The organism is Candidatus Villigracilis proximus, assembly GCF_016717045.1.
GTDB classification, from domain to species: domain Bacteria; phylum Chloroflexota; class Anaerolineae; order Anaerolineales; family Villigracilaceae; genus Villigracilis; species Villigracilis proximus.
In genome coordinates this window covers 66,100-91,903 of sequence record NZ_JADJUO010000021.1, presented here as the reverse complement: position 1 = coordinate 91,903, position 25,804 = coordinate 66,100, and the positions used below count along the sequence as shown (strand labels likewise).

Annotated in this window: 28 protein-coding genes and 2 pseudogenes; 9 read left to right on the top strand and 21 right to left on the bottom strand. The window is 48.7% G+C overall.

Annotation, left to right across the window (positions count from 1 at the left end):
* Window positions 1–4 precede the first annotated feature (4 nt).
* The 6 genes from IPL71_RS20300 (at window position 5) to IPL71_RS20275 (ending at window position 6,424) form a co-directional block, all read left to right on the top strand.
* On the top strand, window positions 5–631 hold the full coding sequence (locus IPL71_RS20300) for a class I SAM-dependent methyltransferase (RefSeq protein WP_345324783.1): 627 nt from the start codon (window positions 5–7) through the stop codon (window positions 629–631).
* A 2-nt stretch (window positions 632–633) separates the two neighbouring features.
* Window positions 634–1,779: a dTDP-4-amino-4,6-dideoxygalactose transaminase gene (gene rffA, locus IPL71_RS20295; protein WP_345324781.1), complete on the top strand. Its 1,146-nt coding sequence runs from the start codon at window positions 634–636 to the stop codon at window positions 1,777–1,779.
* A 97-nt stretch (window positions 1,780–1,876) separates the two neighbouring features.
* Complete coding sequence (locus tag IPL71_RS20290) at window positions 1,877–2,827, top strand: glycosyltransferase family 2 protein (RefSeq protein WP_345324788.1); 951 nt, start codon at window positions 1,877–1,879, stop codon at window positions 2,825–2,827.
* Window positions 2,820–3,464: a histidine phosphatase family protein gene (locus IPL71_RS20285; RefSeq protein WP_345324779.1), complete on the top strand. Its 645-nt coding sequence runs from the start codon at window positions 2,820–2,822 to the stop codon at window positions 3,462–3,464. The genes IPL71_RS20290 and IPL71_RS20285 overlap by 8 nt, the downstream gene beginning before the upstream one ends.
* Window positions 3,465–3,584: 120 nt before the next feature.
* Window positions 3,585–4,697, top strand: coding sequence for a ketopantoate reductase family protein (locus IPL71_RS20280; protein WP_345324777.1), 1,113 nt, complete (start codon window positions 3,585–3,587; stop codon window positions 4,695–4,697).
* Window positions 4,698–4,729: 32 nt separating this feature from the next.
* On the top strand, window positions 4,730–6,424 hold the full coding sequence (locus IPL71_RS20275; RefSeq protein WP_345324776.1) for a nucleoside kinase: 1,695 nt from the start codon (window positions 4,730–4,732) through the stop codon (window positions 6,422–6,424).
* A 96-nt stretch (window positions 6,425–6,520) separates the two neighbouring features.
* On the opposite strand, the gene IPL71_RS20270 is transcribed toward IPL71_RS20275, so the two are convergent.
* The 12 genes and pseudogenes from IPL71_RS20270 to IPL71_RS20215 all read right to left on the bottom strand — a co-directional run.
* Complete coding sequence (locus tag IPL71_RS20270) at window positions 6,521–7,519, bottom strand: aldo/keto reductase (protein ID WP_345324774.1); 999 nt, start codon at window positions 7,517–7,519, stop codon at window positions 6,521–6,523.
* 149 nt (window positions 7,520–7,668) lie between these two features.
* Window positions 7,669–7,860, bottom strand: coding sequence for a hypothetical protein (locus IPL71_RS20265; protein ID WP_345324772.1), 192 nt, complete (start codon window positions 7,858–7,860; stop codon window positions 7,669–7,671).
* On the bottom strand, window positions 7,842–8,633 hold the full coding sequence (locus IPL71_RS20260; RefSeq protein ID WP_345324770.1) for an NAD-dependent epimerase/dehydratase family protein: 792 nt from the start codon (window positions 8,631–8,633) through the stop codon (window positions 7,842–7,844). The genes IPL71_RS20265 and IPL71_RS20260 overlap by 19 nt, the downstream gene beginning before the upstream one ends.
* 267 nt (window positions 8,634–8,900) lie before the next feature.
* A complete protein-coding gene (locus tag IPL71_RS20255; RefSeq protein ID WP_345324768.1) occupies window positions 8,901–9,620 on the bottom strand; it encodes a DUF92 domain-containing protein in 720 nt (239 codons plus the stop codon).
* Window positions 9,551–10,501: a PH domain-containing protein gene (locus IPL71_RS20250; RefSeq protein WP_345324766.1), complete on the bottom strand. Its 951-nt coding sequence runs from the start codon at window positions 10,499–10,501 to the stop codon at window positions 9,551–9,553. Before IPL71_RS20250 ends, IPL71_RS20255 begins: the two co-directional genes overlap by 70 nt.
* A gap of 106 nt (window positions 10,502–10,607) precedes the next feature.
* Window positions 10,608–11,771: a DegT/DnrJ/EryC1/StrS family aminotransferase gene (locus tag IPL71_RS20245; RefSeq protein ID WP_345324764.1), complete on the bottom strand. Its 1,164-nt coding sequence runs from the start codon at window positions 11,769–11,771 to the stop codon at window positions 10,608–10,610.
* A gap of 171 nt (window positions 11,772–11,942) precedes the next feature.
* Window positions 11,943–12,218: a hypothetical protein gene (locus IPL71_RS20240; RefSeq protein ID WP_345324762.1), complete on the bottom strand. Its 276-nt coding sequence runs from the start codon at window positions 12,216–12,218 to the stop codon at window positions 11,943–11,945.
* A gap of 2 nt (window positions 12,219–12,220) precedes the next feature.
* Window positions 12,221–13,159, bottom strand: coding sequence for a proline--tRNA ligase (locus IPL71_RS20235; RefSeq protein WP_345324787.1), 939 nt, complete (start codon window positions 13,157–13,159; stop codon window positions 12,221–12,223).
* On the bottom strand, window positions 13,069–13,422 hold the full coding sequence (locus IPL71_RS20230) for a hypothetical protein (protein WP_345324760.1): 354 nt from the start codon (window positions 13,420–13,422) through the stop codon (window positions 13,069–13,071). Before IPL71_RS20230 ends, IPL71_RS20235 begins: the two co-directional genes overlap by 91 nt.
* A gap of 85 nt (window positions 13,423–13,507) precedes the next feature.
* Window positions 13,508–14,032 (bottom strand): bactofilin family protein, encoded by a 525-nt coding sequence (locus tag IPL71_RS20225; RefSeq protein ID WP_345324758.1) that lies wholly within the window; start codon window positions 14,030–14,032, stop codon window positions 13,508–13,510.
* 95 nt (window positions 14,033–14,127) lie between these two features.
* The gene (locus tag IPL71_RS20220; RefSeq protein ID WP_345324756.1) at window positions 14,128–14,925 is read right to left on the bottom strand and encodes an enoyl-ACP reductase FabI; all 798 of its coding nucleotides are present in this window, start codon (window positions 14,923–14,925) and stop codon (window positions 14,128–14,130) included.
* A 10-nt stretch (window positions 14,926–14,935) separates the two neighbouring features.
* Window positions 14,936–15,478 (bottom strand): annotated as a pseudogene (locus IPL71_RS20215) (DNA-3-methyladenine glycosylase); the annotation flags it as partial.
* Window positions 15,479–15,817: 339 nt separating this feature from the next.
* On the opposite strand from IPL71_RS20215, the gene IPL71_RS20210 reads away from it, so the two are divergent.
* From IPL71_RS20210 to IPL71_RS20200, 3 genes are all read left to right on the top strand, one after another.
* Entirely contained in the window at window positions 15,818–16,714 is an 897-nt protein-coding gene (locus IPL71_RS20210; protein ID WP_345324754.1) for a hypothetical protein, read from the top strand.
* A 65-nt stretch (window positions 16,715–16,779) separates the two neighbouring features.
* A complete protein-coding gene (locus tag IPL71_RS20205; RefSeq protein ID WP_345324752.1) occupies window positions 16,780–17,289 on the top strand; it encodes a phosphoribosyltransferase in 510 nt (169 codons plus the stop codon).
* A gap of 9 nt (window positions 17,290–17,298) precedes the next feature.
* Window positions 17,299–17,976 (top strand): Crp/Fnr family transcriptional regulator, encoded by a 678-nt coding sequence (locus IPL71_RS20200; protein WP_345324750.1) that lies wholly within the window; start codon window positions 17,299–17,301, stop codon window positions 17,974–17,976.
* 50 nt (window positions 17,977–18,026) lie between these two features.
* Here the strand turns inward: IPL71_RS20200 and IPL71_RS20195 are convergent, their stop codons facing one another.
* The 9 genes and pseudogenes from IPL71_RS20195 to IPL71_RS20155 all read right to left on the bottom strand — a co-directional run bounded on the left by IPL71_RS20195 (window position 18,027) and on the right by IPL71_RS20155 (window position 25,742).
* Complete coding sequence (locus tag IPL71_RS20195) at window positions 18,027–18,479, bottom strand: DUF6174 domain-containing protein (protein ID WP_345324748.1); 453 nt, start codon at window positions 18,477–18,479, stop codon at window positions 18,027–18,029.
* A gap of 102 nt (window positions 18,480–18,581) precedes the next feature.
* Window positions 18,582–19,720, bottom strand: a pseudogene (locus tag IPL71_RS20190) (ammonia-forming cytochrome c nitrite reductase subunit c552).
* A complete protein-coding gene (locus tag IPL71_RS20185; protein WP_345324747.1) occupies window positions 19,720–19,911 on the bottom strand; it encodes a hypothetical protein in 192 nt (63 codons plus the stop codon). The pseudogene IPL71_RS20190 and the gene IPL71_RS20185 overlap by 1 nt, the downstream one beginning before the upstream one ends.
* A 14-nt stretch (window positions 19,912–19,925) precedes the next feature.
* Entirely contained in the window at window positions 19,926–20,414 is a 489-nt protein-coding gene (nrfH, locus tag IPL71_RS20180; protein WP_345324745.1) for a cytochrome c nitrite reductase small subunit, read from the bottom strand.
* A gap of 260 nt (window positions 20,415–20,674) precedes the next feature.
* The gene (locus IPL71_RS20175) at window positions 20,675–21,199 is read right to left on the bottom strand and encodes a copper chaperone PCu(A)C (RefSeq protein WP_345324743.1); all 525 of its coding nucleotides are present in this window, start codon (window positions 21,197–21,199) and stop codon (window positions 20,675–20,677) included.
* Between the two features lie 35 nt (window positions 21,200–21,234).
* A complete protein-coding gene (locus tag IPL71_RS20170; protein WP_345324740.1) occupies window positions 21,235–21,801 on the bottom strand; it encodes a DeoR family transcriptional regulator in 567 nt (188 codons plus the stop codon).
* 77 nt (window positions 21,802–21,878) lie between these two features.
* Window positions 21,879–23,054 carry a glycosyltransferase gene (locus IPL71_RS20165; protein WP_345324738.1) on the bottom strand — a complete coding sequence of 392 codons (1,176 nt, stop codon included), beginning with the start codon at window positions 23,052–23,054 and terminating at the stop codon, window positions 21,879–21,881.
* Between the two features lie 74 nt (window positions 23,055–23,128).
* On the bottom strand, window positions 23,129–25,420 hold the full coding sequence (locus IPL71_RS20160; RefSeq protein ID WP_345324736.1) for an SbcC/MukB-like Walker B domain-containing protein: 2,292 nt from the start codon (window positions 25,418–25,420) through the stop codon (window positions 23,129–23,131).
* Window positions 25,410–25,742, bottom strand: coding sequence for an AAA family ATPase (locus IPL71_RS20155; RefSeq protein ID WP_345324734.1), 333 nt, complete (start codon window positions 25,740–25,742; stop codon window positions 25,410–25,412). Before IPL71_RS20155 ends, IPL71_RS20160 begins: the two co-directional genes overlap by 11 nt.
* Window positions 25,743–25,804 lie beyond the last annotated feature (62 nt).

Sequence of the window (25,804 nt, the reverse complement as noted above, 5' to 3'; positions counted from 1 at the left end):
CTCCATGACAAACGCAGATGATCTAAGCAAGGTAAAAAATTATTTCATTGAAAAACTTGAAGCACATGGCACCACCCATCGCGGCGTGGACTATAACTCTGTTGAATCACAGGAAGCGCGTTTCTTTCAGTTGACCAAGGTCATTGACGCCAGTAGAAAATATTCCGTGCTTGATTTCGGCAGCGGATATGGCGGCATGTACGATTACCTGCTACGTCTCGGTCATCAATTGCATTATGTCGGGTATGACATTGCCGAGCCGATGGTCGTTAAAGGCCGTGAGACTCATCCCAACAACCCTGATTGCTGGTTTACGAGTGAAATTACCGAAGTGCCCCTTGTAGATTACGCAGTGGTCAGCGGCACCTTCAACATGAAACTTGATACCGACAACGAAGCATGGACAAAGATCGTCGTGGACAGCCTGCACAAGATGGACGATCACGCCACGCAAGGCATGGCCTTTAATATGCTCACCAAATATTCAGATGCCGATAGAATGCGCCCCGATCTGTATTACGGCGATCCGCTTTTCTTCTTTGATTATTGCAAACGCAACTTTGCAAAAAATGTCGCGTTGCTGCATGATTACCGTCTGTACGATTTCACCATTATTGTCCGCAAAGATTAACCATGCAAAAACTGCGCGTTGACTTTAACCGTCCCGTTCCGCTGGGCAACGAATATGAATACATCCGTCAGGCCATTGAGTCGGGGCATATTTCCGGCGATGGTGACTTCACCAAAAAGTGTCACACATTTTTGGAGAGCGAACTTGGCGTAAACAAAGCCCTGCTGACCACATCCTGCACGCACGCGCTGGAAATGTCTGCCATTCTTTTGGACATTGTTCCCGGTGATGAAGTTATCATCCCTGATTTTACTTTTGTCTCCACGGTGAACGCCTTTGTATTGCGCGGCGCAAAACCGGTCTTTGTGGATGTGCGGCCTGATACATTGAATCTCGACGAATCCAAACTCGAAGCGGCGCTCACTCCGCGCACGAAGGCCATTGTCCCTGTGCATTATGCCGGCGTAGGCTGTGAAATGGATGCGATCATGGCGATTGCAAATCAGCATAATATCGCGGTGGTCGAAGATAATGCGCATGGTTTGTTCGGAAAATACAAAGGTAAATTCCTCGGCACATTTGGCTCGATGGCTTCGCAAAGTTTTCACGAAACCAAAAATTTCACCAGCGGCGGCGAGGGCGGTGCACTGCTCATTAATGATCCTGTCCTTGCTGAACGCGCAGAGATTATCCGCGAGAAGGGCACCAACCGCTCACGCTTCTTCCGTGGCCAGGTGGATAAATACACCTGGGTTGATATTGGTTCGTCCTATCTTCCTTCTGATATTCTCGCGGCATTTTTATTTGCGCAATTTGAACAGCGTGAGAAGATTCAAAGTCACCGCAAAAATATTTGGCAGATGTATCAGTCCGCGTTGAAAGAGTGGACTGAGAAAAATGGCGTGCAGATGCCGCATGTCCCTGCTGATTGTGAGCAGGCCTATCACATGTTTTACATGCTGCTGCCAGATCTTGATCTGCGTCAGAAATTTATTATGTATCTGCGTGAGCGCGGAATTTATAGCGTCTTCCATTATCTGCCGCTGCATCTTTCTGCTATGGGGCAGGGCTTTGGCTATACAGCGGGTGACTGCCCGATCACAGAAAACATCAGCGACCGTCTGGTGCGTCTGCCTTTTCATAATGCGCTGACCGGCAGCGAGCAGGAACAGGTCATCGACGCGATTCTTGATTTTAGTTTTACTTAAGTCAGAGCGGCAAAAAAGGCCTTTTGTCGCGAATCAGGCGCGAGGTCCGGATTTGATGGGCTCTGGGTAAAATCTTTTTAATGTCATAAATTAGCCAATCGTAAAAACTCAAAAACTTCAGGTCGATATTGTCATTCCCATTTTCAATGAAGCGGAACTTGTGGAACGCACCCACGCGCATCTTCGTGCTGTGGTGGATGCGCTGCCCTATGATTTTCGATTCATCTATGTAGACGACGGATCAAGCGACGGGACAACGGATACGCTCCGAAAAATAGCAGATGGTGACCCGGGCATTTCCCTGCTCCAACTCAGCCGCAACTTTGGGCATCAGGCCGCGCTGACAGCCGGCATGGACGCGGCCACCGGCGACGTGGTGATCACGATGGACGGTGATGGTCAACATCCGCCGGAGATGATCGCGCAAATGTTGAATTTGATTCAGCAGGGTTATGACATTGTGCAAACCCAGCGCATTGATGAAGGCGGCGCCGCGACTTTTAAGAAAGTCACCTCCAATATTTTTTATCGTCTGATCAATGTCATTAGCGGAACCCAGATCATGCAGGGCGCCGCGGATTTTCGCGCGCTCTCGCGTGATGCGTTGAATGGCTTGCGCTCAATGCATGAGTATCACCGCTTTTTGCGCGGCATGATCTCGTGGATGGGATATGCCAGTGTTATTCTGCCGTATCGTGAGCCTGAGCGCCTGGCCGGGAAATCAAAATATTCACTCGGCAAAATGATCCGCCTGGCATCGGATGCGGTCTTCTCTTTTTCACTCGCGCCGTTATATATTGGATTAAGCTCGGGGCTGGCATTTTTAATTTTGGCTGCTGCGCAAATGATCTGGGTCGCCAGTTTGTGGCTCACCGGAAATACAGAACGCATTGTTGATGGTTGGAGTTCGTTGATGGCGATCATGTTGATCGCCAGTGGAATCATCATGATCCTGCTGGGTTTCATCGGCGTGTATGTTGGTTATATTTTTCAAGAAGTCAAAGGTCGTCCGGTTTATTTAATAAAGGGGAAGAAACAAGATGATTGAGATCAAGCCGCAACCCTTTCATATTACTTTGCTGCGTCACGGCGAATCGGTAGGCAATGCTGAATCACGCTGGCAGGGACAGGCGGATTTTCCGCTGACAGATACCGGCCGCGCACAGGCGCGCGCGCTGGCTGAAAGATGGAAAGTAGACTCTGCAAAATTTGACCTTGTGATTGCGAGTCCGCTGTTGCGTGCGCGGGAAACCGCCGAGATCATCGCGCAGGAATTGAGTTTGACTCTTGAGATCGATCCGGTTTGGATGGAGCGCGACAACGGCGAATACGCCGGGTTGACTCCCACCGAAGCGCGCCAAAAATTCCCGCAGCCGATCTTCACCACACCTTATGATTTTGTAGGCGGTAAAGGCGAAGGCGATTGGGAATTATTCCTGCGTGCCGGTCAGGCTTTGCATGGATTGCTTCGTCGCGAACCCGCCAGATATTTGATCGTTTCTCACGGCGGCTTATTGAATCAAGTAATGCATGCAGTTTTGGGCGTAGCTCCGCAGGCGAACAAGGCTGGCGCAAGTTTCCGCTTTGGGAATACGGCTTTTGCCCAACTAAAATATTTTCCCCATCAACACCGCTGGACGATTGACAGATTGAACGACCATTCACACTGGAAGAACACAGATTAGGCGTAAATAAGTCTAGAAAAATGGATACCTATACTTTTTGGGAGAAAGGTTTTATTCATCCTTCATAATTCATAATTCAGCCTTTGTAATTCATCCTTCATCCTTTCCCTTGAGGCAACTTTGCAATCATCACCCATATCGAATTTAAAAACGGCAGATAAATTAAATATCCTGATCTTCGGCGCAGGCGCCATCGGCACATACTTTGGCGGCTCGCTTATTCTTGCAGGTCATAATGTTGTCTTTGTAGAGCAGCCAAAGATGGTCAGCGAATTGCGTGAGCATGGATTACGCCTCGATCTCACGAAAGACGAAAGACGAAAGACAAAAGATGCCTATCTGCTCGAGCCGCGTTCTTTTCGAATTGAGCCGTCGCTTGAAGAAGCCTTGAAGTTTGGTCCATTTGACGTGGCGCTCTTTGCTTTGAAATCTTTTGATACGATTTCTGCGCTCGAAGGCATGAAGCCCTTTGCTGAGAAACTTCCGCCGCTGCTTTGCCTCTCCAATGGCGTGGAAAATGAACAGGCCATTGCGCAGGCTCTTGGTCCGGATAAGGTTATCTACGGCACAGTGACGACAGCCATCGGACGGCGCGGTGCGGGAGATATCATCCTCGAAAAATTGCGCGGCATGGGCATAGCAGCCGGACATCCGCTCTCTGAAAGACTTGTCGTTGCAATGGATGATGCATATCTTAACTGTCGTTTATATCCCGAGCCACACAGCATGAAGTGGTCGAAGATGTTGACCAATCTCGTTTCCAATCCCACTTCTGCAATTCTCAACATGACCGCCGCCGAAGTATTCGCCAATAAAAAATTATATAAACTTGAAATTGAAATGCTCAGCGAATGTCTGGCTGTGATGAAGGCGCAAAACCTTGATGTGTACGATCTGCCCGGCACTCCCGTTAAGTTGCTGGCCTTCGCTACAAAAATGCCGCTCTGGCTTTCCAAGCCATTCCTGTCCCGTGCCGCAGGCAGCGGACGCGGTGCAAAGATGCCTTCCTTCCACATTGACCTGTACAATTCGCGAGGACGCGGTCAAAGTGAAGTGCAATATTTACACGGCGCAGTAGTCCGCGAAGGAAAAGCACGCGGCATTCCAACACCCGTCAATGAAGTGTTGACCGATACACTTATGGCGTTGACCAACAAAGAAATTCCGCTCGAAGAATACGCCAATCAACCTGAGAAATTATTGTCAAAAGTCGAAAGCCAAAAGTCTTCCTGACTTTCGACCTTCAACCTTTGACTCAAAAAAACATGTCCATAAAAATTACACAACCCGGAATCGAAGTAGAACTTCACCTTCCTGATGGCCGCGTGTTAACTGGTCCGCGTGGCACACAAGTGGGGGAGTTCCTGAAAAAAGTTAAAGATGATTTTCCTGCGCCCATCGTGGCTGCGATCATCAACAATGAAATTCACGAATTAAGTTTCCCGATCGAGATCGAGTCTCACTGTCAGCCTGTCACCATGGATACGGCGGATGGCGCGCGTATTTATCGGCGCTCCCTGGTCTTTCTGCTCGAAACCTCCTTTACCGAATTATTCCCCGATGGATTGCTTAATATTGATCACTCAGTTTCATCAGGCGGTTTTTATTGTCAGGTCACTGGGCGTACGATGCTTTCAGAAAAAGAGCTTGAGCTGCTCAAAGCACACATGCGCAAGTTGATCGAAGAAGACCATCTCTTCATCCGCAAGGAAATCCCCATTCAGGAAGCGATGGAGTATTTCAAAAAACGTGGTTATGGAGATAAGCTGCGCCTGCTCGCGCATCGCCAGAAGGACTATCTCACCATGTATAGCATTCTCGGTCAGATGGATTACATGCACGGTTACATGGTTCCATCCACCGGTTATTTAAAATGGTTTGACCTCAGGCGAATCAACGGCGCTTTTCTGATGCAGTTTCCGCGCCGTCATTCGCCCACCACACTGGAGCCGATGGGCGATTACCCAAAACTGCTCAGCGCATTTCGACAGTATGGCGATTGGCTTGGAACACTCAACATTGATAGCGCGGGCGCATTAAGCGATGCCATTCAAGCAGGCCGCACAGATGAGATCGTGCTGGTCTCTGAAGCGCTGCACGAACAAAACGTTGCAGATATTGCACAACAGATCGCGCTGAAAAAATCCCGCATCATTCTGATCGCGGGGCCTTCCTCTTCGGGGAAAACAACTTCATCGCGCCGCCTTGCAATTCAATTGCTCGCGCGGGGCGTGTCACCATTTCCACTTGAACTTGATCATTATTTTATTGATCGCGATAAAACCCCGCTTGATGAAAATGGTCAACCGGATTTTGAAACCATCGAAGCGTTGGACATCGCCCGTCTTGCAGAGGATATAGAAAAACTTCTCAACGGAGATAAAGTCCAATTGCCGCATTTCAATTTCAAGACCGGGATGAGAGAAGCGGGTGATCTCATCCAATTGAAAGATGGACAGCCGCTCATCCTCGAAGGCATTCATGGATTAAATCCCCGCCTCATTCCTAACCGTTTAGCTGATTCAGCATTTCGAGTGTATGTCTCCGCCCTGACACAGATAAACCTGGACCGCCACAACAGAGTCTCCACCACAGATACAAGACTCATCCGGCGCATTGTGCGTGACGCGCGTGAGCGTGGATATTCCGCTGCGCAGACCATCAGCCGTTGGGAGTCTGTCCGTCGCGGCGAGAAGCGGCATATCTTCCCGTATCAGGAAAACGCGGATGTGATGTTCAACTCTGCGCTGGTGTATGAACTGTCCGCGCTGAAAGCGCTGGCTGAACCTTTGCTGCGTCAGGTATCACACCGCACCCCGGAATATATCGAAGCCCGTAGATTACTGGCCTTCCTCGAATGGTTCCTGCCATTGGATGTGAGTCTGATCCCTGCCAATTCAATTGTCCGTGAGTTTTTGGGTGGTTCAAATTTGAAGGATTTCAAGATCTGGCGCGGGTAAATAAAGTAAAGCGTAAGGAAAAGTGCGAAGTAATAGAAAACAGTCTGGTTTAAACACGGCTTGTTTTCTAAACAAGCTAGTGTCTTAGCTTTGGCTTTATCTTTGCCTACATATGGTCTCGATCTGTTCCAATTCTGACGAAGTGAAATCGAGATGTTTTAGAGTTCCAACAGCATCGTCAATTTGTGACACTTTGCTCGCACCGATCAAAACCGAAGTCATATTTTCATGGCGCAGAACCCAGGCCAAAGCCATTTGAGCCAAAGTCTGCTCGCGTGATTTTGCCAGTTCGTTTAGCTTTTGAACTTTCGCTAATTTATCATCTGTAATATTTGCAGGCTTGAGAAAGCCATGCGCTTTGGAAGCACGTGACCCTTCGGGAATTCCGCCGCCAAGGTATTTATCGGTCAGTAATCCCTGAGCGAGAGGGGAGAATGCAATGCAGCCAACGCCTTCTTCTTTCAACGCAGCGAGCAGACCATCTTCCACCCAGCGATTGAACATGCTGTAAGCGGGCTGATGGATAATGCACGGCGTTCCCAGTTGACGTAACATCTTTGCGGCTTCACGGGCTTTATCCGCCGGGTAATTTGAAATACCTGCATATAGCGCCCGTCCACTGCGGACAATGTAATCCAGCGCCTGCATGGTTTCCTCGAGCGGAGTTTGAGGATCAGGGCGGTGATGATAAAAAATGTCCACGTATTGCAGCCCCATGCGCTTGAGACTTTGATCGAGGCTGGAAACCAGATATTTGCGTGAGCCCCAATCTCCATACGGGCCGTCCCACATGGTGTAGCCTGCTTTCGATGAAATGATAAGTTCATCACGATAAGGCATTAAGTCCTTTGCCATGATCTGCCCAAAGGTTTCCTCAGCCGACCCGGGAGGTGGACCGTAATTATTCGCCAGATCCAGATGTGTGATGCCGAGATCGAAAGCGCGTAAGACCATCGCGCGGCTGTTGCTGAATGTATCCACTCCGCCAAAGTTATGCCACAGGCCAAGTGACACAGCCGGAAGTTTAAGTCCGCTGCGGCCTGAGCGGTTGTAGCGCATGGATTGATAACGTGATTCATTCGGTAGATAATTCATAGTTGCTCCAAAATATTTATTGTCTGCATCCTGAGCGGAGCCGCATGTTTTTGCGGCGAAGCCGAAGGACGGGTTAAAGTAAAAATATATACACCTTGGCTTCGTTCCTCAAAGAGCATTCGCTACTCTGCTCGGGGTGTAATTGATTGTTATACAAAGCCTTGTTCGATCAGGCTCTTCGCCATTGAGAGAATAGCTTCCTCAACAGAGCGCGGAGTCCATTTGAGGATGCGCTTTGCTTTTTCGTTGGAAAGATCATAATCCCAGCCGAGACTGGGCGCAACGAGCGCGATCTTTTTATCAAAGAGTGCGAGGAGTTTAATTAAAAAGGTGGGAAACAAAATACGCGGAATTTTATATCCCCAAGGAATCGATTGCCTGCCGCTTCAGGAGTGTTCATCGCAAGGATGATCGCAGAAGCAACATCGCGCACATCCACAACGTCCATTTTGATGCGCCCAACTCCGGGAACCTGACCAAGCATAAAAGTACGCACCACTTCGGCCGAGGTGGGGAAGTCTTTGTTTGGCACGGGGCCAAGGATGATGGGCGGGTTGATGGCGACCATCTCCATTTTGTTTGTGTTTTCCGCTCCGTTAATAAATTCCCATGCGGCGCGTTCGGCGAGGGTTTTGCTTTTTTGATATGCGCCGATATTATTTTCAACCTTGGACCAATCATCCTCGGTGAAGGTGCGGTTTTCGCCAACATGTCCCGCGGTCACTGCCGCAACAGATGAAACCTGTACCACGCGTTTAATATTGGCTTTATGCGCCGCGCGTAAGACGCGCAAAGTCCCTTGCACAGCAGGGATGATCAACTCGTCTTCATGTTGCGGTTCAAATAGCGGAAAGGGCGATGCAATATGCAAAACATAATCGACATCTTTCATTGCTTCATCCCAGCCAGTGTCTTGCATTAGGTCTGTGGTGATGATCTCGAGGTTGTCATTTATATCAACATGTTTGCTGATTGTCTCGCGGACTTCGGCTTCGCGTGAGAGTGTGCGCAATGTAGCGCGGACTTTGTAGCCCTGTTGCAAAAGTTGAATAATGGTGTGCAGCGCGACAAATCCGCTGGCGCCGGTGACGAGGATGGGTTTTGTGGTGGGCATTTATATAATCCTTTGTTTATTAAAGCAAGTCTTAGAGTATCTGAATAGCTCAAAATTCTGTCTTGTAATGGGAGTTTTATACTTCGTATTCAAACGGGCTTGTAAATATCTGGCCTCAGGTTGAAAATTTTTTGGTCTACCTCGTTGAATACCTTCTGTTGTTTCAATGGTTTTGCACTGCAATTCTATAGGTGATGTGATTATAGCACGCCTGTAATTAACGCCACTACGACCCCAAACGCGCCGCATGAAAAATTGACCAGGTCGTTATCGAGCCACTTCCAGCCGCGGATGTGGACGGTCTGTGTGCCGCAGGTGTGGAGCGGATGTTTCTCGGTTTCTTTTGTCGGTGGGGCAGTAGTACATGGCTTGGACTGTTCCGCCGAGGAGTGAGTCAAAGAGCGAGCCAGCCAACCCTGAGAAAGTGATCAATGGGAAGATTGACCAGTTATCAGTTAAGAGTGATGCGAGAAATGCGATTAAGGCGGAGCCTATTAGGGATGCGAGGGTGCCGGTTAATGAGATTCCGCCTGAGGTGCCTTTTTCCACAACTTTTCTTAAGTTGGTGATCATGCGCGGCGGATTCGGATTCAGCACGCCGAGTTCGGTGGCCCATGTATCGGCGTTGACTGCGGCCAGCGCGGCGGCGAAACCGAGCCAGGGCCAGAGTTCGTTGGGAAAGAAAAAATGAAGCGCGGCGAATGCGGTTGCAATTCCGCCGTTGCCGAAGACCTGACCTGCGTCACGCTCGTGGCCTTTCGAAAATTTTTCGTCGAGACCTTGTTTGCGTTTTTTGAAGGCGCGGCTTAATGCGGAGGAGGTGATAAAAAATGTGAGCAATAAAATTGCCCATTGCCAGCCGCCAATGCCGAAGATGATCGTGCCTGTGACCGTGGCGGCGATGGCTCCGCTTTTGTTTAAGCTGTGTGCGCGATAGGCGAGATATGCGATGAGAATTGCGAGAAGGAAACCGAGGAGTAGTTGCATGTGAGACCTGAGACGTTTAACGTTACGCGTTTAACGTCTTTATACTGGAGTTGTGATAATGAATAGCACTGCGAGCAAAACAATAAACTCATCAACATGCTTGAGCCCCAAACGATGAAGGCCAGTACACGTTGTTTTTCCCAGCGATAAAAATATAAGCCTGCGATCCAACCTGCCACGGAAAGCAAAAGACTTGCGACGGGAAAAATAATAAGTTGTGATGATGGGACGGTTTCAAGCGCGCTGCCTACAAATTGCGGACCCAGTGCCACGATCGGTGTGGATGGAATGATGAGGCTGGCCCAAATAAACAAACCCAGGTTGAGGAAGAGTGTGGTTAACCAAAGATAACGCGCCACTCCACTTCCCCAGGCTTGTGTGACTACAAACGATGGATAAACAGATTTTGATTCAACGGGCGATAAACTTCCCAACTCAGTTGCGCGCGCAAAAGATTGAGTCAGGCCTGATGGATTTTCAGGTGAGATCACAAAGACGCGTTTTGCAGTTGCAACGAGTAAAAGTTTTTTTGAGTCTGATGCGAGAAATTCAACCGCGCCAAGATCGGGGTGACGGCGCATACCGAGCAATCCGCCTGGAATGGGCAGCGATGGCAATGCGAGCGGCGTTGTCAGATCTTCTGATGAGCGGATGAATTCAATGTCACTCAGCGGAATATCTTCGATACGCAAGCCCCATTTGATGGCAAGGCTGTCGCGGTCAAGATGATAGTCTGCGTTTAATAATGAATATGCGCGATACACAAAAAATGGAATTGGCGCGAAAGAAGCCAGCGCGATCAAAAGTGAGATCAAAAATTGCGGACCCACTTCCGAGCGTGTAAGGTTAACAAACCCAACAATGGCAATGATCGTTAACACAAAAATGACCACGCCGTGAATGATCAGGCCGCGTCTTTTGGGTGGGGGAAGTGTCCGATGTTCATGCGGAAAAGATGAAAGATGAAGGATGAAGGATGAATTGCATTTAGCTTTTCATCACTTCTTCGCGAATGATGTTGCAGACCAGCTCAACCTGCTCTTCGGTCATCACGCCGCTGAATGGGATCGCGAGTCCGCGTTTGCCGAGGTCTTCGGTCACAGGGAAATCACCTTCGCGTCCGCCAAATTTTTCAACCATGTATGGCTGTAAATGGATCGGTAAAAAGTATGGGCGCACGGGAATTCCGCGCGCGTCGAGTCTCTTTGCCATTTCATCACGGTCGATCTTTTTATCAAAGCGGATGACATACACGAACCAGGATGTGCGCGTCGTGAAGGATTCAATGAATGGGATTTCGACTCCCGCAACGTCAGATAGTCTCGCTTCATACCACGCCGCTACCCGCTCCCGTTTCGAGAGGATTTCATCCAGCCTTGACATTTGCGAAGCTCCCATTGCCGCAGACATTTCGTCAATACGATAGTTGTAACCGAGATGGGTGTGTTGCAGCCAGGTGTCGCCGGGCGCACGTCCCTGATTGCGCAAGGCACGCATGAAGTGCGCGGCTTTATCGTCATTGGTGATAATGACTCCGCCTTCACCGGTTGTGATCTGTTTGTTGGGATAAAACGCAAATACACCAAAGTCACCGAGGGTGCCGGCCTGTTTGCCTTTATAAGTTGCACCTAATGCTTCACATGAATCTTCAATGACGGCTAATCCATGTTCTTTTGCAACTGCATTAATTGCATCCATATCCGCGGGTTGACCAAATACATCCACGGGTAAGATGGCTTTTAATTTTCGATTTTCGATTTTCGATTTACGAGGTAAATATTTTTCAATATTCTTCGCTGCATCGGCTACTAACTCAGGATTGATGTTTCCGGTCTTCGGGTCAATATCTACAAAGACGGGAATCGCGTTTTCAAATAACAATGCATTCGATGAAGCCACAAACGAAAATGGCGTGGTGATGACCAGATCCCCTGCACCGATCCCCGCCGCGCGGACGCACAAGTGAAGTCCCGCCGTGCCAGAGTTGACAGAGATGGCGTGCTTCGCACCGGTCAGGTCGCAGAAGGTTTTCTCGAAATCGGTGGTGTATTTACCCATGCTTAAGATGGGCGTGTTGATGACGTTGATCACAGCCTGACGGTCTGCGTCATTCAGGTCAGGGGACGACATGGGAACTTTAGGTTGAGTCATTTTATAGGGTTTCCAGATAGATATTTTTTATAAAAGCAACGTGCGGAGTTTTCTCGTATGCCAGCAGTTTTACCGGCTGCCCCGGTTTCAAGGTTCGCGTGCGGCCGTTGCTCTTTACACGATTGCGGTATTGATAATTCTGTCTGTGGAAATTGTACTCGTAATGGAGGATTAAGTCTTTTGCGATGAGTTCCACTTTGGAGATTTTCCTTCAATTTCAACTCCGTTGAGGAAGGTAAAAGTGATAAGCCTGTATCTCCAAAAGAAAGTCAGCAATCCGAGCGCGGTGAGAATTACAGCAAAGATGACAAGGAAGCGTGTAAACTCTCCTTCAAAAACTGCATCTATGAAGTAGATTACCCAGCCGCCGAAGATCATCACAAAAAAGTTTTGTGCGAGGTAATCTATGGAGATGATCTGAAACAGGGTGGGGGAGAATTTTTGCACAGTTATTCGAGAATTTTCTTCAAATGCGAAATCAAATCTGCGAGCAGAACAGATTGATTATCTTTTTCCTTGCGCGGTTTCAATTCTACCATTCCATTTTGAAGCGCTTTTTCCCCAACCGTAATGCGGACGGTGCAGCCAATCAAATCGGCGTCGTTGAATTTGACACCGGCGCGTTCATCACGGTCATCGAACAGGACGGTGAATCCTGAGTTTTGCAGTTCACTATAAAGCTCTTCGGCTTTTGCGCGGGTGTCCAATTGCTTGCCGGTAAGATGCATAAGATATACATCAAACGGCCCAGCGGACTTTGGGAAGATTAATCCCTTGTCGTCGTGATGGGTCTCGGCGAGGGCGAGCAGAATATTTTCGTAATTAAATTCGGAGCGTGTAGCCAATTCAAGGGCAGAGAAAGCAGAAAGTGGATTGCCGCAGTTGGCGCATTCATCGCCCGCTTTTGCTTGGATTAAATCCGCGATGATTGCGGGGGAATAGTCCCGTCCGCTGTTGGTGTTGAGCAGATGATAGCCTGTCTCGTTTGCGCCTGCTGCGAGATTAGGTGATTGTGCGACGAGGTCATCCACGACGATGAGTGCACGTTCCGCGTTCAAACCGATAGGTGATGCGTATCCTGCGGCGGCTCCGGCATTTGTAATTTCATCCGCTGTTGCCATGCGGACTTCACCAACTGCGTGCTTGAGTTTTGCTTCGCTCAGAGTCATATCTCCGCGCACGACGACGAAGATAAACTGATTGTCTGATGGGCGGGTAAACATTAAGGCTTTTGCAGTTTTCTCTTTGGGAATATTCAGGAAATTTGCGAGCCACTCAATGGTGTTGCAATCGGGTGTTAATACCTTTTCAACGGGAAGCTGTTCTTCCTGCGAGAAAACTGTTTTCTTGAATTGGGCAAGTTCGAGGCGTTCTGTGTATTTAAGGATTCGCAGTGGATAATTTCTGTAGGGCCGGTGGAAAGTGGAAAGTAGGTTTCATGTTCGTTGTGGAAGAGGGATAAGGAAAGATGAAAGAGGAAAGAAGGATTGGTTGATAGATTTTGTAATCGTTCAATAAGTTGTTTGCCGAGTGGCAGGATTTCATTTTCACGAGTCAAATACCCCGCGCGGACCAGCCAGCCGAAGCCTTGAGTCCGCGCGTTGTTTGGGAATTCACGTTGAGTTTGGATGTGGAGGTTTTGATATTTCATATTATTTCACGTAGGGATAGGGCTTGTCCCTATCCGGTTTTCGGGCATGTATAAAAAGGACGACCTGCTTCGCAAAGGGTCGCCCTTACGGTTCGCTTTTCTTCTTTCGCATGATCTTCTGCGTTGCGTCGATGGCCGGCGTGGGGTCTGGGACAACGATCGGCGTTTGCGCGATGGACTCTGCCTGGGCGGCCTCTGAAGGTGTCGATTCAGGAGCAGGTTCCAGGTCCAGCTCGACCGTTTCTTCCATCCGAATTTGGCCGCGCAGGAAGGCGCCTTCTTCGGTCACGAATGCGGTGGTGACTACGTCTCCCCAAACACGGCCTGAGGCGCGGATTTCGAGTTTTTGGGTGGTGATGTTGCCGCGCACCGCGCCCGCCACGATGACGGTGTTGGCGCGCACGTTTTGGCAGGTGACGCGCCCCGTTTCGCCAACGACGAGCATACCGCGCATGGCGATGTCGCCTTCGAACGCACCTTCAATGCGGACGCCGCCTGAGCCGTTGATAGAGCCATGCCAGATCACGCCTGAGCCAAGTACAGAAGTAATGCGCTCGACGGCTTGTACAGGTTGTGGGGTTTCAGTGGGGGTGGTGTTACGTTTAAACATATGAAGGCAATTTTACCGTAGAAAACAAAAAGGGCGAGTATTGCACTAAAATGCAACCCGCCCTTCCTAATTATCTAATTCCTAATTTCTGATCTTTACTCGCCCTTCACATCTTTCTCACTGATCTGAACCCCAACAGTGTTGAAGCCAGAGTCTACATATAAGACTTCGCCCGTGATATGCGTGGACATGTCAGAAGCCAGGAAGACAGCCGAGTTGCCCACATCTTCGATGGTCACATTTTCGCGCATGGGAGCAATATCTGCAAAATGCTTATACATATCGCGGAAGCCGCCCACGCCCGCCGCCGCCAATGTGCGGATGGGTCCCGCTGAGATCGCGTTGACGCGAATCTTTTGCGGACCAAGATCATATGCCAGATAACGGGTGGATGCCTCCAACGCGGCTTTCGCCACGCCCATTACGTTATAGAAGGGCACAACTTTTACCGAACCGAAATAAGTAAGGCACATAACAGATGCGCCCGGATTCATGATCGGCAGAAATGCATGTGTTAATGCTACGAGTGAGAATGCGCTGATCTCCAATGCATTCTTAAAACCTTCGCGGCTGGTTTCATGAAACGGACGGCTCAATTCATCGCGCCCTGCAAATGCAACTGAATGAACCAGAATATCGATCTTTCCGAAATGCTTCGTGGCTTTTTCAACGACAGCGGCAATCGCCTCGTCGCTGGTCACGTCACATTCTTCGACCCATTTGCATTCCACCTGCTCGGCGAGCGGTTTTACACGGCGCTCCAAAACCTCACCAGCATAGCTGATGCCAATATTCGCGCCTTCGCGCTTGAATGCCTGTGTAATGCCCCACGCGATCGATTTATCATTTGCAAGACCAAAAATAAGTGCGTTCTTACCTTCCAACAATCCCATGTTACTCTCCTCAATAATTTTTGACTAAAAAACGCCAGGGCTTGGATAACCAAGGCTCTGGTGTTTTATTTAAACCCACACGGGGGCCAATCGTCACGCTTTTTTGGGGGATGAAAATCCCCGCTTCGATTCTTAAGCTGGAGCTTGCCTCTGTCAAATCGGCATAATTCTCGCTTTTGGTGATTCCCAGTGCCTGCGTCAGCTTTCCGGGGCCGAGCGTATCGCGCCCGCCGCGCCTCTCCATCATAACCTCAATTCCCTCAATTGGCTGAATCGCACGGATCAAAACCGCCGCTGGAAATCCCTCCTGCTCTGTCACCGCATTTAACATCCAATGATTGCCGTAAGTGAAATATACATAAGCATGTCCCGGCGCACCAAACATCGGGTCTGTGCGAATTGTCCGCCCAGCCTTTGCGTGACTGGCGAGATCATCAAAACCAAAATACGCCTCGGTCTCAGAGATCAAGCCGACCAGTTTCACACCATCCTGAATCCGCACCAAACGCGCACCGAGCAATTCACGAGCAACGGTCAACGTGGGGCGATTGTAGAATGAGGCGGGAGAGGGTTAAGAGATTTAATACGGAGATCACAGAGCACACGGAGATTTTTTTAAGATATTTAATTGGCGATTCTTTTTGTGCCGCCAAGTTTTAGCATTTTGATATTGAAGTTAAGCAGCAAAATTATACACTCCAATGAGGTCGAAATGTCAGAGATAACTTTTCAAACAAAAATATGGGCAGAAATGTCTCAAAAGATTGGACATCGTCATGATTTCAAGCGGGGAGACCTGATCCATAATGCATTCTATGGCTTTCTCTTTGCTCTTTCATCTTTCTTTATTTTTGCTATAATCAACTCATCATTATAAAGAGGAGAGTATGTTATGCAGAGTTTTTCACGTGGTTGGGCCTTTCTGAAACAGGCATGGAGTATGGCTTTTAAGGATAAGGATCTGCTTAAGCCATCGATCTATGCACTGATCGTTGGGATGATCATTTCAGTGATCGGAATTATTCCTATTCTTATCGTTGCTTTTGCATTTGGTGGCAGCCAGATTGGAAACATTATTATGGGAATTTTGAGCGCCATTCTAATGTTCGTTCAATTTGTGGTGACTTATGTTTTCTCTGCGATGACCATTCATTTGATCTATGGATACCTGACCAGAGGCGATGGACGTATGAGTGAAGCCTGGCATATTGTGCGCCGTGACTTTTTTGATATTCTCACCCTGGCGGCAGTTTCCACTTTGGTGGGTGTGCTGCGCAACATGACTCAGGGGAATAGAAAAAATAATGTATTGGCAGGCATCTTACGTTCTGCCATGCGTGTGGTTGAAGCCTTATGGACCGAAGCCGCTCTGCTGGTTTTGCCGGCTATGGTGATTGATGATCTTAATCTTAAGGATGGACTGGCCCGTATCGTAAAGATCACCAAGGAAAATCTGTTGTTGATCGGTATCAGCACCGTTGGCGTACGCTGGGTGACCGGGCTGATCGGCTTCGTATTTGGTGTGATCGGACTTGTGATCGCCTTTGCGATTGGCGGCGGTTTAGCGTTCATCTCCAATGGAAATACTGTCATTTCAATTGTGGGAATTGCCACTGGCGCATTAATCTTCTTCACCTTTGTGATGGTTGCAAGTTTGTTCAGCTCCTACACCAGCACCGCGTATCACACCTGCCTGTATATCTGGGCGCGTGACGTGGAAATAGCCAAGGCTGAGGGAAGTTCCGTGCCGGTGATGGCTCCTGCTCCTCTGGCGGCGGTATTGGCGTAATTTAATTTCTTTCGTCTTTCTTCTTTTTAATGGAAGAAAGACGAAAGATGAAAGAGTATATAAATATGCAACCTGAACCTCGCCGTGAAATGATCACCTGGCAAGAAGTGGATAAGTTAATTGATTATCTTCTGCCCCAGTTCCGCCGTGAATTCACCGCGATGGTGTTAATCACACGTGGCGGTATTATTCCGGGCGGAATGTTGGCTGAAGCCATGGATATTACGCATATCCTAACCGCTGCCGTGGACTTCCCCGCGCAATCCAAAACGGAAAAATCCAATCTGATGGTCTGGCCTGAGTTTATTCAATTCCCTGCTGAAGATAAATTGCGCGGACGTCCAACCCTGATCGTGGACGATGTTTGGGGTTCCGGGCGAACGATCACTGCGGTGAAGAACCGTGTCTCTGCTGCAGGTGGATTCTCTGAAACCTGTGTTTTACATTTCAATCCATATCGTAATTTGTTTGGAAGTGTGCGCCCTGATTATTATGCGGCGGTGACCGATGCCCGCATTGTCTACCCATGGGAGATCAATCGCGGTACAGATCAGGTACTGGCGGGTGAGTTATAGAAATTTTCCATGAAATTAATTGAAACAGGCACGAAGGAAAAGATCAAAGTATTGCTCGGTAATGAATATTTTGATGATCTGCCTCAGACGATGTTGGTGGAAATCACAGAGTTTATGTCTCTTCGGGAATATCCACGCGGTACCGTGCTTCTTTGGGAGGGCGACCCGTGTGATGGTTTATATATTCTGGAGTCAGGCAGTGCCAAGATATTTCGCGTCTCGCCGCAGGGACGGCAATATATTGTCCGCATTTTGCAGGAAGGGGATACTTTTGCCGAAGTCCCCGCTTTTGATGGGGGAGCGAATCCCGTCAATGTAGAGGCTTTGGAGATTTGTCAGGCGTGGGTGATCAATAGCGAAAAATTACATACGCTTGTTATGACACATCCTATATTTGCACAAAAAGTATTGGGGAATTTTGGCAGGATGCTGCGCGGTATGGTTCACAAGGTTAGCGAGATGGCGTTCTATCAAGTGACACATCGCCTGGCGCGTCTGATCGCGGAAATGTCTGAGGAAAAATCCACATCCCATTGGACTCAGGAACAGCTTGCGGCGCGGCTGGGTACGGTAAGGGAAGTAGTGGCGCGTTCTCTAAAGGAAATGGAACGCAGCGGCGCGATTAAGATAGAAGACAGAAAAATTCAGATCGCAGATAAAGAAATATTTTCCCAATGGCTGGAGTGAGTATTAAAACAAAAAGCGGACTGTTGAATTTTCAACAGTCCGCTTTTTGTTTACTTGATTATTTCAAAATTGGTGATGAAGTATGAGACTTCATCGTCCACGGCTTCCTTGATGCGGTCAACGCTGATGCTGGTTGGGTAGCCGTAGGCCGGGTCGTAGGTCACAGCCACCTCATCTGCTTTTCCTGCAAGATCAGCTTCCAGATTAAGAAAGATGCGGTCTATCGTCGAGTGGGGAAGGTACATTTCGTAGAAGGCGCTGCTTGAGTCAACGATCGTCCCGTTTTTGGCGGTGATGGAAATAAGTGCGCCATTTTCCACTTCAATACTCAATGGCATGTCGTCCATAAATGCGCAAAAGCAGCTAATGGACAGGTTATAACGATAATGTGCGATCTTTGCATTTTCCCATTTGGTTTTATTTGTTTGAATTTCGGAAGCGGGCGGGTTGATCGAACAGGCGGTGAGAATAACAATAAGTGTGAGCAGGATTAGTTTTTTCATGGTTTTTACCTCTTCTCATATTGACGCGGCTATATCTTGGTTTGTTCCCAAAAAACAAAAATCCCCATCATTGCTGACGGGGATTTTGATTGTAATGAAATCTTATGGCGCAGGATAGTAGGTATCTGTAGCAAGCAGGGAAGTGTCGCCGATGGATTGTGCCGCGAGCATTTGTGCCTGTCGCGCGCGGTTGGTGGCATCAGCTAGAGTCTTTAATGCGTATTCAGGATTGTGGAAGCCGGTGCTGTTTTCAGCAGAGACGATGTCCCACATATACTGCGCTTCACGATGAAATTTGCGAGCTTCATCCAGCAAGGCAGGGTCGGCGTTGCCAGCTGCGACAGCGGCCTTGATGGCGTTGACCGCATCAATGATCGCATCTTCTGTATCGATCTTGGTGGTGGCAACCTGTTCCTGAATGGTGTTCACACGTTCAACGACAAACTCTGTATCCGCATGGCATTGACCACAAGATTGTTCAGCATTAAACAGTGGACTATGCACATCGTGTGAAGAGTATTTTGTGGCGCCGTCGCTTGTGTATGGCATGTGACAATCTGCGCAGGAAACACCCGCGTTGTAGTGCGTGGAACCCGCGGTGAAGAATTCATATTCAGGATGCTGTGCCTTAAGCATGGGGGTTTCAGTTTCTGGATACACCCAATCTTTGAAACCCGCTTCTTCATAATAAGAGAGATTTCCACAACGGTTGTGCCATTGTCCCACGGGAAGGTGAGATATTTGCCATCGCCCTTGAAATAATATTCAACATGGCAATTCGCGCAGACCACGGTCCGCATTTCCTGACGTGAGAAAGTTTCCCAATCCTTGCCCTGACGTTCAAAGGCTTCTTTAAGTGCGGGATTGGTCACGATCAAACGCATGGTTTCGGCTTCGTGGCAGTTGGCACAGCCAATGGTATTGTTGATGTTTGGTGTCATTTCATTGAATGACATCTTGTCGTAGGCTTCCATGCCCAGCTCAGCCCACAGACCCGGGTTATCAGAAGATTTGCAGGAATAGCAGGTGGCGGGTGTATGTTTGGGATCTGAGTCATCTAAATTCAAACGCTTGGTTGCGCGCACATCTTCAAGCATGTTGATATGTCCGCGGTCATCGTTGTAATCCTTGCTGAATGGATACCCGGCAAACAAAATCACCTGACGCGGATCACGCTCCAGCCATGAGAATTGCGAAGAACCACCGTAGACGGTATCTACGTTATTGGTTTTGGTCTTCATTAAGAATCATATTGGTTGGGAAAGTTAACCGCCCATTTGGTTGAATCAGGTTCCATCGGCGCGATCTCAACCAGTGGCTGCACGGCGCGCTCTTCAGCAGGTTGATTCTTTACATACGTTAGAACTCCTACAAGCACCGCAGCCAGAACGATCACAAGCCCTGTCAAAATTAGATTGGTGTAATTTTTCATTGATGCATTCTCCTTTATTTAATTGGATCAAGTGTCGAGTCTTGATAAGGGATATTTGCTGCGCCGCGCGTACCATGCGCCACATCCCGATGACAGTCCCAGCAATAACGGTCAAACGGCTGCGCGCCCATCACCACTGTTTCGGCGGCGCTTTCATGACAGTGAACACAATTGGCCTGAATGATCTCTTTTGTTTTTTCACTCGCGCGAATCTGCACGGGAATATCCCCCGTCACAAAAGCAAAAACATCTTTCGCGCCCTGCCTTCCCTTCTCTGCGTAATACACCGCAAAATTATCGTGCGGCAAATGACAATCGGTGCATTGGGCAAACCCTTCATGCGCACCGTGATACCAGTTCTCATATTGAGAATCCATCACGTGGCAATTTGCGCATGTTTCAGGAGCGCTGCCTCCATACGAAGCGGCGTCCGTCACAAACGCAAAATATCCCAGCGCAAAGATCGCGGCTGCTATTGCAATAGTGAATGGAAGTTTTGACATTGGCTCTCCTTGGATAAGATTAAGATTAATATAAGGCAGCCAGGGGAAACAATCTGTAACTTTTGTCACAGATTTAGGTCGAAAATAAGTTTTGGATTAAAAGATCTTTTTGTGGATGTACCCCCGTTTCGTTCCCGCTCGTACCTGTTTCGCTGCAATGGGCATTTTCTTGCTCGAACATTACCTGCCAAAAAAAATAACGTCCTGCTACTTCATTAGCAGGACGTTAAAGGAGAATGCACCGGCGAAAGTGCAAATTCTTAAGGAGTGGTTGTGGCTTCCATCATATTGTGTCCGTCCATGCCGGAGCCGCCCATATTTTCGGCGTCCATCACAGGGACAGTCAACGTAATATCTTCATGGTGTGTAAAGTGCAATGTGACCGTGATCTCGTCGCCAGCTTTGAGATCCTGCTTGAGACCGATCAGCATCACATGATAACTGCCGGGCTTGAGTTCCACTTCGCCTTCGGCAGGAACGGCGATGGATTCCTGCTTGATCATTTCCATCGTGCCATCGGCTTTCATCTGGCTCAAATGAATTTCCACCACATTGGCCGCATCAGAGGAGGCACCTATGATGGCATCATCTTCAGTGCGGGGATTATGTACGAGCATATAGGCGGCGCCATTGCCATCTTTCATGGCAGAGCGTGCCCAGGCATCATGCACTTCAACGCCTGTTCCCGCTGCATGGTCGTGATCTTCGGTTTGGGCCATTCCGCCGCCACACGCGCTTAAAATCAGAGTTCCCACCAAAACCAACATCATCAAAACTTTTTTCATAATTTTTCTCTTCCTTTTTTTTGAATATTTCTGAATCACGCGCTTTGTTGGTGCGCGTGCATCATTTTATGCATATGTTGAATGGTCTCTTCCATGGTGGCTAATATGCCATTGAAACCCCGTTGAAATTTTTCAGCATCCTGCCGTGACCCAAAGCTCAACACACTCGGCACGCAACAGATCATCAAGTCGCTGCCGAGGATATAAATTGCCTGATTAGCGCTGATAATGTGACCGTGTAAATAATCAGCCGTAAGGGATTGGAATGCGCCTTTGGACTGCCCCTGGATCATTAATCCGCAATGGGCGCAGCAGGCGCGTTTTTGCTCACCATTCTCAAGCTGCACAATAAAAACTGTCCGCGCTGAAATGGGTTTGTTACACATGGCACACTGGCTTGAGTCTTCAGTAGGGGATTTGGTGACCAGCGAAACGCCGCCATGCTTTTTCTGTATGACTCCCGCATCTGCCAACTTGTTCAACTCGCGATGGATGGTCATGTTTGAAACGCCAAAAGCCCCCACCAATTCCTGGATGGAGGCGCTCCCCTGTTTTTGCAGCAATTCTAAGATTTTCTTTTCGCGGTCTATGGATGTCGTCATAATTGTTATATTTCGTTACCTTTAACAAGAGTTCACGGAATATAACAATTTAGGTTGTTGTCGTCAAGTTACATTTGTCACTTATTTTTATTTTGGTGGTATTTCCTGCCGCGCCAGGTAACTCCCTGACCTGAGATCACTTTCCAGGCTGAGGTGAGCATCATGGCGGCAAATACGCCTGCGCCCAGAGGTGTGGTCAACGCATACCAGCCAGAAATGTTCATCTTGTGAGCCACTTTTACCCGTAGATAAATTAACGAGCCCCAAACGATCAGCGCTTCAAGGATCACAGCAATCGCCAGCCAATTTCCCTGATTGAAATACCAGCTGATTCCAAGTATGGGCCAGAGCGGAAGAAATAAGGCCGCGATCAATGAGAGGGTTGCTCCAAACGCGCCAAGCATTAACATGGATGGGTGGTCGCGCAGGCCGAGGTAGATGTTCTTCGTCCAGCCTTCCCACATCGAAGGGAGGTCGGTGTACATGCGTGTGCGGATCACTTTCATGCCGTCGGCCACGATTAGGCGATGTCCGTTCCATTTGACTTGTTCGGAGATGGCCTTATCTTCGACGATCTGGTCTTTTACTTTTTCATGTCCGCCGATGGAGTCGTAGACTGTCCGCCGAATCATGATGAATTGTCCATTGGCGATGGCATCGCGGGTGGCCGGGTCGTTGACCTTGCGCGGTGAGAAGCCGACCGAGAGCGCAGTCATCACGAGCGGCATGACAACTTTTTCCCAGAAGGAGCCAAGCACTTGTTCATTCATCGTGGTGAACATGTCCGCTTTAGTTTCGAGGGCTTTTGCATAACAGGATGAAATCGCATGTGGCGTGAGGAAGGTATCGGCGTCTACAAAGCATAACCACTCGCCATGTGCGGCTGCCGAGGCCTGGAATAATGCATAAGGTTTTCCGGCCCAGCCTTCGGGTAGGTCTGATCCGCTGATTGGGAGGAGACGGGAGTCACCAGACGCGATTTCTTTTAATTGAGTCAGAGTGGCATCAGTGGAGCGATCATCCAAGACAACGACTTCAATGTTGGGATAATCCTGCCGCAGCGCAGACTCGACACAGTTGCGAATATTATTTTCTTCGTTGCGGGCGGGGATACAAATTGAAATAAGCGGCGCGTTTGCGGCAGGCGGGGGAGCCGGCGTGACGATAATATCAAGATGATACTGATTGTGAATCCAGTAAATGATGATGAGCGCGGCAAGAAAGAGGATGGTGGATGTGATGAGATAAGGCATGGGCTTTTAAGAGTCAAAGGCCGAAAGTCGAAGGTCGAGAAAATGACTTTTGACCTTTGACCTTCGACTTTCTTTTATATAACGGTGACAGTTGATCCGCGTTCCGTCTTCTCAACTTCGATGCGATTTGGGAAGGCATCTTTGATTTCGTCGAGGTGGGTGATGATGAGGATTTTTGCGAAGTCATGTTTGACAAGGTTGATGGCTTCGATCAATCGTTGACGGCCCTGGGCATCCTGCGAGCCAAAGCCTTCATCAATAACAAGGGTTTGCAGGCGCGCGCCTTTGCGTTGTGAAAGAATTTCCGAGAGCGCAAGGCGGATGGCAAAGTTAACGCGGAAGGCTTCGCCGCCGGAGTACATTTCGTAATCACGCAGACCGGCTGAATCGCTGATCTGGATGTCAAGCGTTTCTTTCAGGTCATCGCGTTTTTTATCCTTGTATTTTTCTTGTGTCACGAATCCGATCGACATTTGATCGTTGCTTAGTTGGTCCAGCAGGTCGTTTGCTTTCTCTTCAATCTGCGGCAGGGCTTGTTCGATTAGCAAAGCGGGTACGCCGTCTTTGCCAAAGGCGCGTTCCAATGTTTTGTGACGTACGATCTGCTGATTGAGTTCTTCACGCTGACCGGAGTACTCTGTTTTGCGCGAACGAAGCGTGGTGAGCGTTTCCACTTTTTGGCGTGCCGCGCCGACCTGTGAACGTGTTTCGTTTTCATCTTCACGCAAAGCGAACAATTCACGTTCCACTTTGTTTACATCTGGCGAGAGCGTTTCAGACTCAGCCAGAGCCTGTGCAATTTTTTCGTAGGATTTCTCCTGCTCGGAAATTTCCTCTTTCTTCTTTTTTCTTTCTTCTTTCAAACTTTCTATTTCGCCTTCAATTTGTTTGCTCACTTTACGGGCAGAATCCAAATTGTGATAATCGCTTTCGATCTCACGTAACTCGATTTCCTTTTTGCGCAGTTCATCATGCGCAAAAGTATCGTAGCCGAGCTTTGCAAGTTCCTTGTCGAGTTTCGTTAATTGCTTGCGCGCATCGGCTGCGTAGGTTTCTTTTGCCAATGTCTTGCTGACTTCTGCTAGACGTTTTTTGCCCGTCTTCTCCCATTCCTTTTCAGCGGACTTAAGACTCTCGATCCGCTCGGTGAGTTGCGAAATAGTGTTTGAATGGATGAGCATGTCTTTTTCAGCAGAAGCAAGTTGGGTAATTTGTAATTGGTAATTGGTAATTTGTAATTCGATTTCTTCTAACTTGGTTTTGTTGGAACGGAACTGGTCGCCTTTGTCTTTGCCTTCCTTGTTCAACTCTTTCAGCGTGGATTTGCGATGCGCCGCGCTTAATTCCTGTCCGCAGACGGGGCAGGCGGCGTCGTTTTGAGTTTCTTCAAGCGAGTCGATGCGTTTCTTGATCTCGTCCATTTCCTTGCGCAGGGATTCGTTTTCCACTTTCAGCGCCGCGTTCTTCTCGCGTGCTTCGGTCTGCTGATTGCTTAACTCATTGCGTTCTTCAACCTTCGCCTGCACTTCAAGCAGGGACGCTTGCGCCGCTGCAACTTTTTCTTCCAACTCACTGATTACTGATAACTGACCACTAATCACTGTCCACTGATCACTCAAAGCACTCTGTTCCTGCTCCAGCTTAGCCTTTTCTACCGCTATTTCCTCCCGCAATGGTTCTCGTTCTTTGTCATGCTCGCGGAATTCCAGCGCTGTTTTTTCAAGGTCTTCCAATTCCTTGCGGACTTTTTGCCACGACTTGTAAGCAGATTCGATTTCCTTTGCGCGGTTGACCAGGTCGGCGTAATTGCTGCGCTCGGATTCTTTTTCCGCGAGGCGGGTTTCATGAGCCGCAAGGGAGGTGTGTGCGCGTTCGAGTGTTGAAGATAGTGTCTCAGCCAGTTTGCGTTGTTCGTTAATTAACGCCGCGTTCTTTTTGATATTCTCCAGTGCGGATTCCTGAACGTTACGCGTGGCCGATAATTGTTTAAGTGTGTTCTCAAGTTCTGCCAGCCGTGACTTGCGTGCATCCTCTTCGGCGAGTTCTGAGTCGATCTCAGCCACGCGGCCATCAATTTCCTGCACGTCGCCTTCGATCTGCTTTCGTTTTTCGGCGGTGCGTTCCTTGTAGGTATCCCAAATTTCAAGGCCGAGAATGGTGCTTAATACCGCCTTGCGTTCGCTCGATTTTCTTTGTGTGAATTCATCCGCCTTGCCTTGCAGAAAGAAGGAGGCGTTAATGAAAGTATCGTAATCCAGCCGCAGGGTTTGCTCAATGCGTGCTTGCGTATCGCGAGTCGTTTTCTCGGTCAGCGGTTTCCATTGTTGGACCATAGACGGTTGACCATCGACCGTTTCATCGTCCACGGTCCCGTCCATCGTCCATAATCTGGAACTCTAGCACCGTGCTCTTTCCGCGCGTTAGAGTTCTTTGTACACGAAATACATTGCCCTCGTAAGCGAAAGTCAACGCAACTTCTGCGGCTTTTACATCCTGATTTAAATTAATAACATCTGTGCTTTTTCCACGGGCTTCACCGAAGAGAACCCAGGTCATCGCGTCGAGCAGGGATGATTTCCCCGCGCCGTTATGGCCGGAGATGCAGGCAAGGTCAAAAGAGTCGAAATCCAACTCAACGGGGTCGCGATAAGAGAGAAAACCTGAAATACGAAGGTGGCGTGGAATCATATGAAGCGTATCCTGTGGGTTCAAGGCCGGCAGGTTTTCAAAACCTGTCAGGTCTTAAGTGA

Excerpts from the sequence above, each read along its gene's own strand:
- IPL71_RS20300 (WP_345324783.1), top strand. The coding sequence starts at position 5 with ATGACAAACGCAGATGATCTAAGCAAGGTAAAAAATTATTTCATTGAA.
- rffA (WP_345324781.1), top strand. The coding sequence starts at position 634 with ATGCAAAAACTGCGCGTTGACTTTAACCGTCCCGTTCCGCTGGGCAAC.
- IPL71_RS20285 (WP_345324779.1), top strand. The coding sequence starts at position 2,820 with ATGATTGAGATCAAGCCGCAACCCTTTCATATTACTTTGCTGCGTCAC.
- IPL71_RS20275 (WP_345324776.1), top strand. The coding sequence starts at position 4,730 with ATGTCCATAAAAATTACACAACCCGGAATCGAAGTAGAACTTCACCTT.
- IPL71_RS20270 (WP_345324774.1), bottom strand. The coding sequence starts at position 7,519 with ATGAATTATCTACCGAATGAATCACGTTATCAATCCATGCGCTACAAC.
- IPL71_RS20260 (WP_345324770.1), bottom strand. The coding sequence starts at position 8,633 with ATGCCCACCACAAAACCCATCCTCGTCACCGGCGCCAGCGGATTTGTC.
- IPL71_RS20255 (WP_345324768.1), bottom strand. The coding sequence starts at position 9,620 with ATGCAACTACTCCTCGGTTTCCTTCTCGCAATTCTCATCGCATATCTC.
- IPL71_RS20245 (WP_345324764.1), bottom strand. The coding sequence starts at position 11,771 with ATGACTCAACCTAAAGTTCCCATGTCGTCCCCTGACCTGAATGACGCA.
- IPL71_RS20230 (WP_345324760.1), bottom strand. The coding sequence starts at position 13,422 with ATGAAATATCAAAACCTCCACATCCAAACTCAACGTGAATTCCCAAAC.
- IPL71_RS20225 (WP_345324758.1), bottom strand. The coding sequence starts at position 14,032 with ATGTTTAAACGTAACACCACCCCCACTGAAACCCCACAACCTGTACAA.
- IPL71_RS20220 (WP_345324756.1), bottom strand. The coding sequence starts at position 14,925 with ATGGGATTGTTGGAAGGTAAGAACGCACTTATTTTTGGTCTTGCAAAT.
- IPL71_RS20210 (WP_345324754.1), top strand. The coding sequence starts at position 15,818 with ATGCAGAGTTTTTCACGTGGTTGGGCCTTTCTGAAACAGGCATGGAGT.
- IPL71_RS20205 (WP_345324752.1), top strand. The coding sequence starts at position 16,780 with ATGCAACCTGAACCTCGCCGTGAAATGATCACCTGGCAAGAAGTGGAT.
- IPL71_RS20200 (WP_345324750.1), top strand. The coding sequence starts at position 17,299 with ATGAAATTAATTGAAACAGGCACGAAGGAAAAGATCAAAGTATTGCTC.
- IPL71_RS20195 (WP_345324748.1), bottom strand. The coding sequence starts at position 18,479 with ATGAAAAAACTAATCCTGCTCACACTTATTGTTATTCTCACCGCCTGT.
- IPL71_RS20185 (WP_345324747.1), bottom strand. The coding sequence starts at position 19,911 with ATGAAAAATTACACCAATCTAATTTTGACAGGGCTTGTGATCGTTCTG.
- nrfH (WP_345324745.1), bottom strand. The coding sequence starts at position 20,414 with ATGTCAAAACTTCCATTCACTATTGCAATAGCAGCCGCGATCTTTGCG.
- IPL71_RS20175 (WP_345324743.1), bottom strand. The coding sequence starts at position 21,199 with ATGAAAAAAGTTTTGATGATGTTGGTTTTGGTGGGAACTCTGATTTTA.
- IPL71_RS20170 (WP_345324740.1), bottom strand. The coding sequence starts at position 21,801 with ATGACGACATCCATAGACCGCGAAAAGAAAATCTTAGAATTGCTGCAA.
- IPL71_RS20165 (WP_345324738.1), bottom strand. The coding sequence starts at position 23,054 with ATGCCTTATCTCATCACATCCACCATCCTCTTTCTTGCCGCGCTCATC.
- IPL71_RS20155 (WP_345324734.1), bottom strand. The coding sequence starts at position 25,742 with ATGATTCCACGCCACCTTCGTATTTCAGGTTTTCTCTCTTATCGCGAC.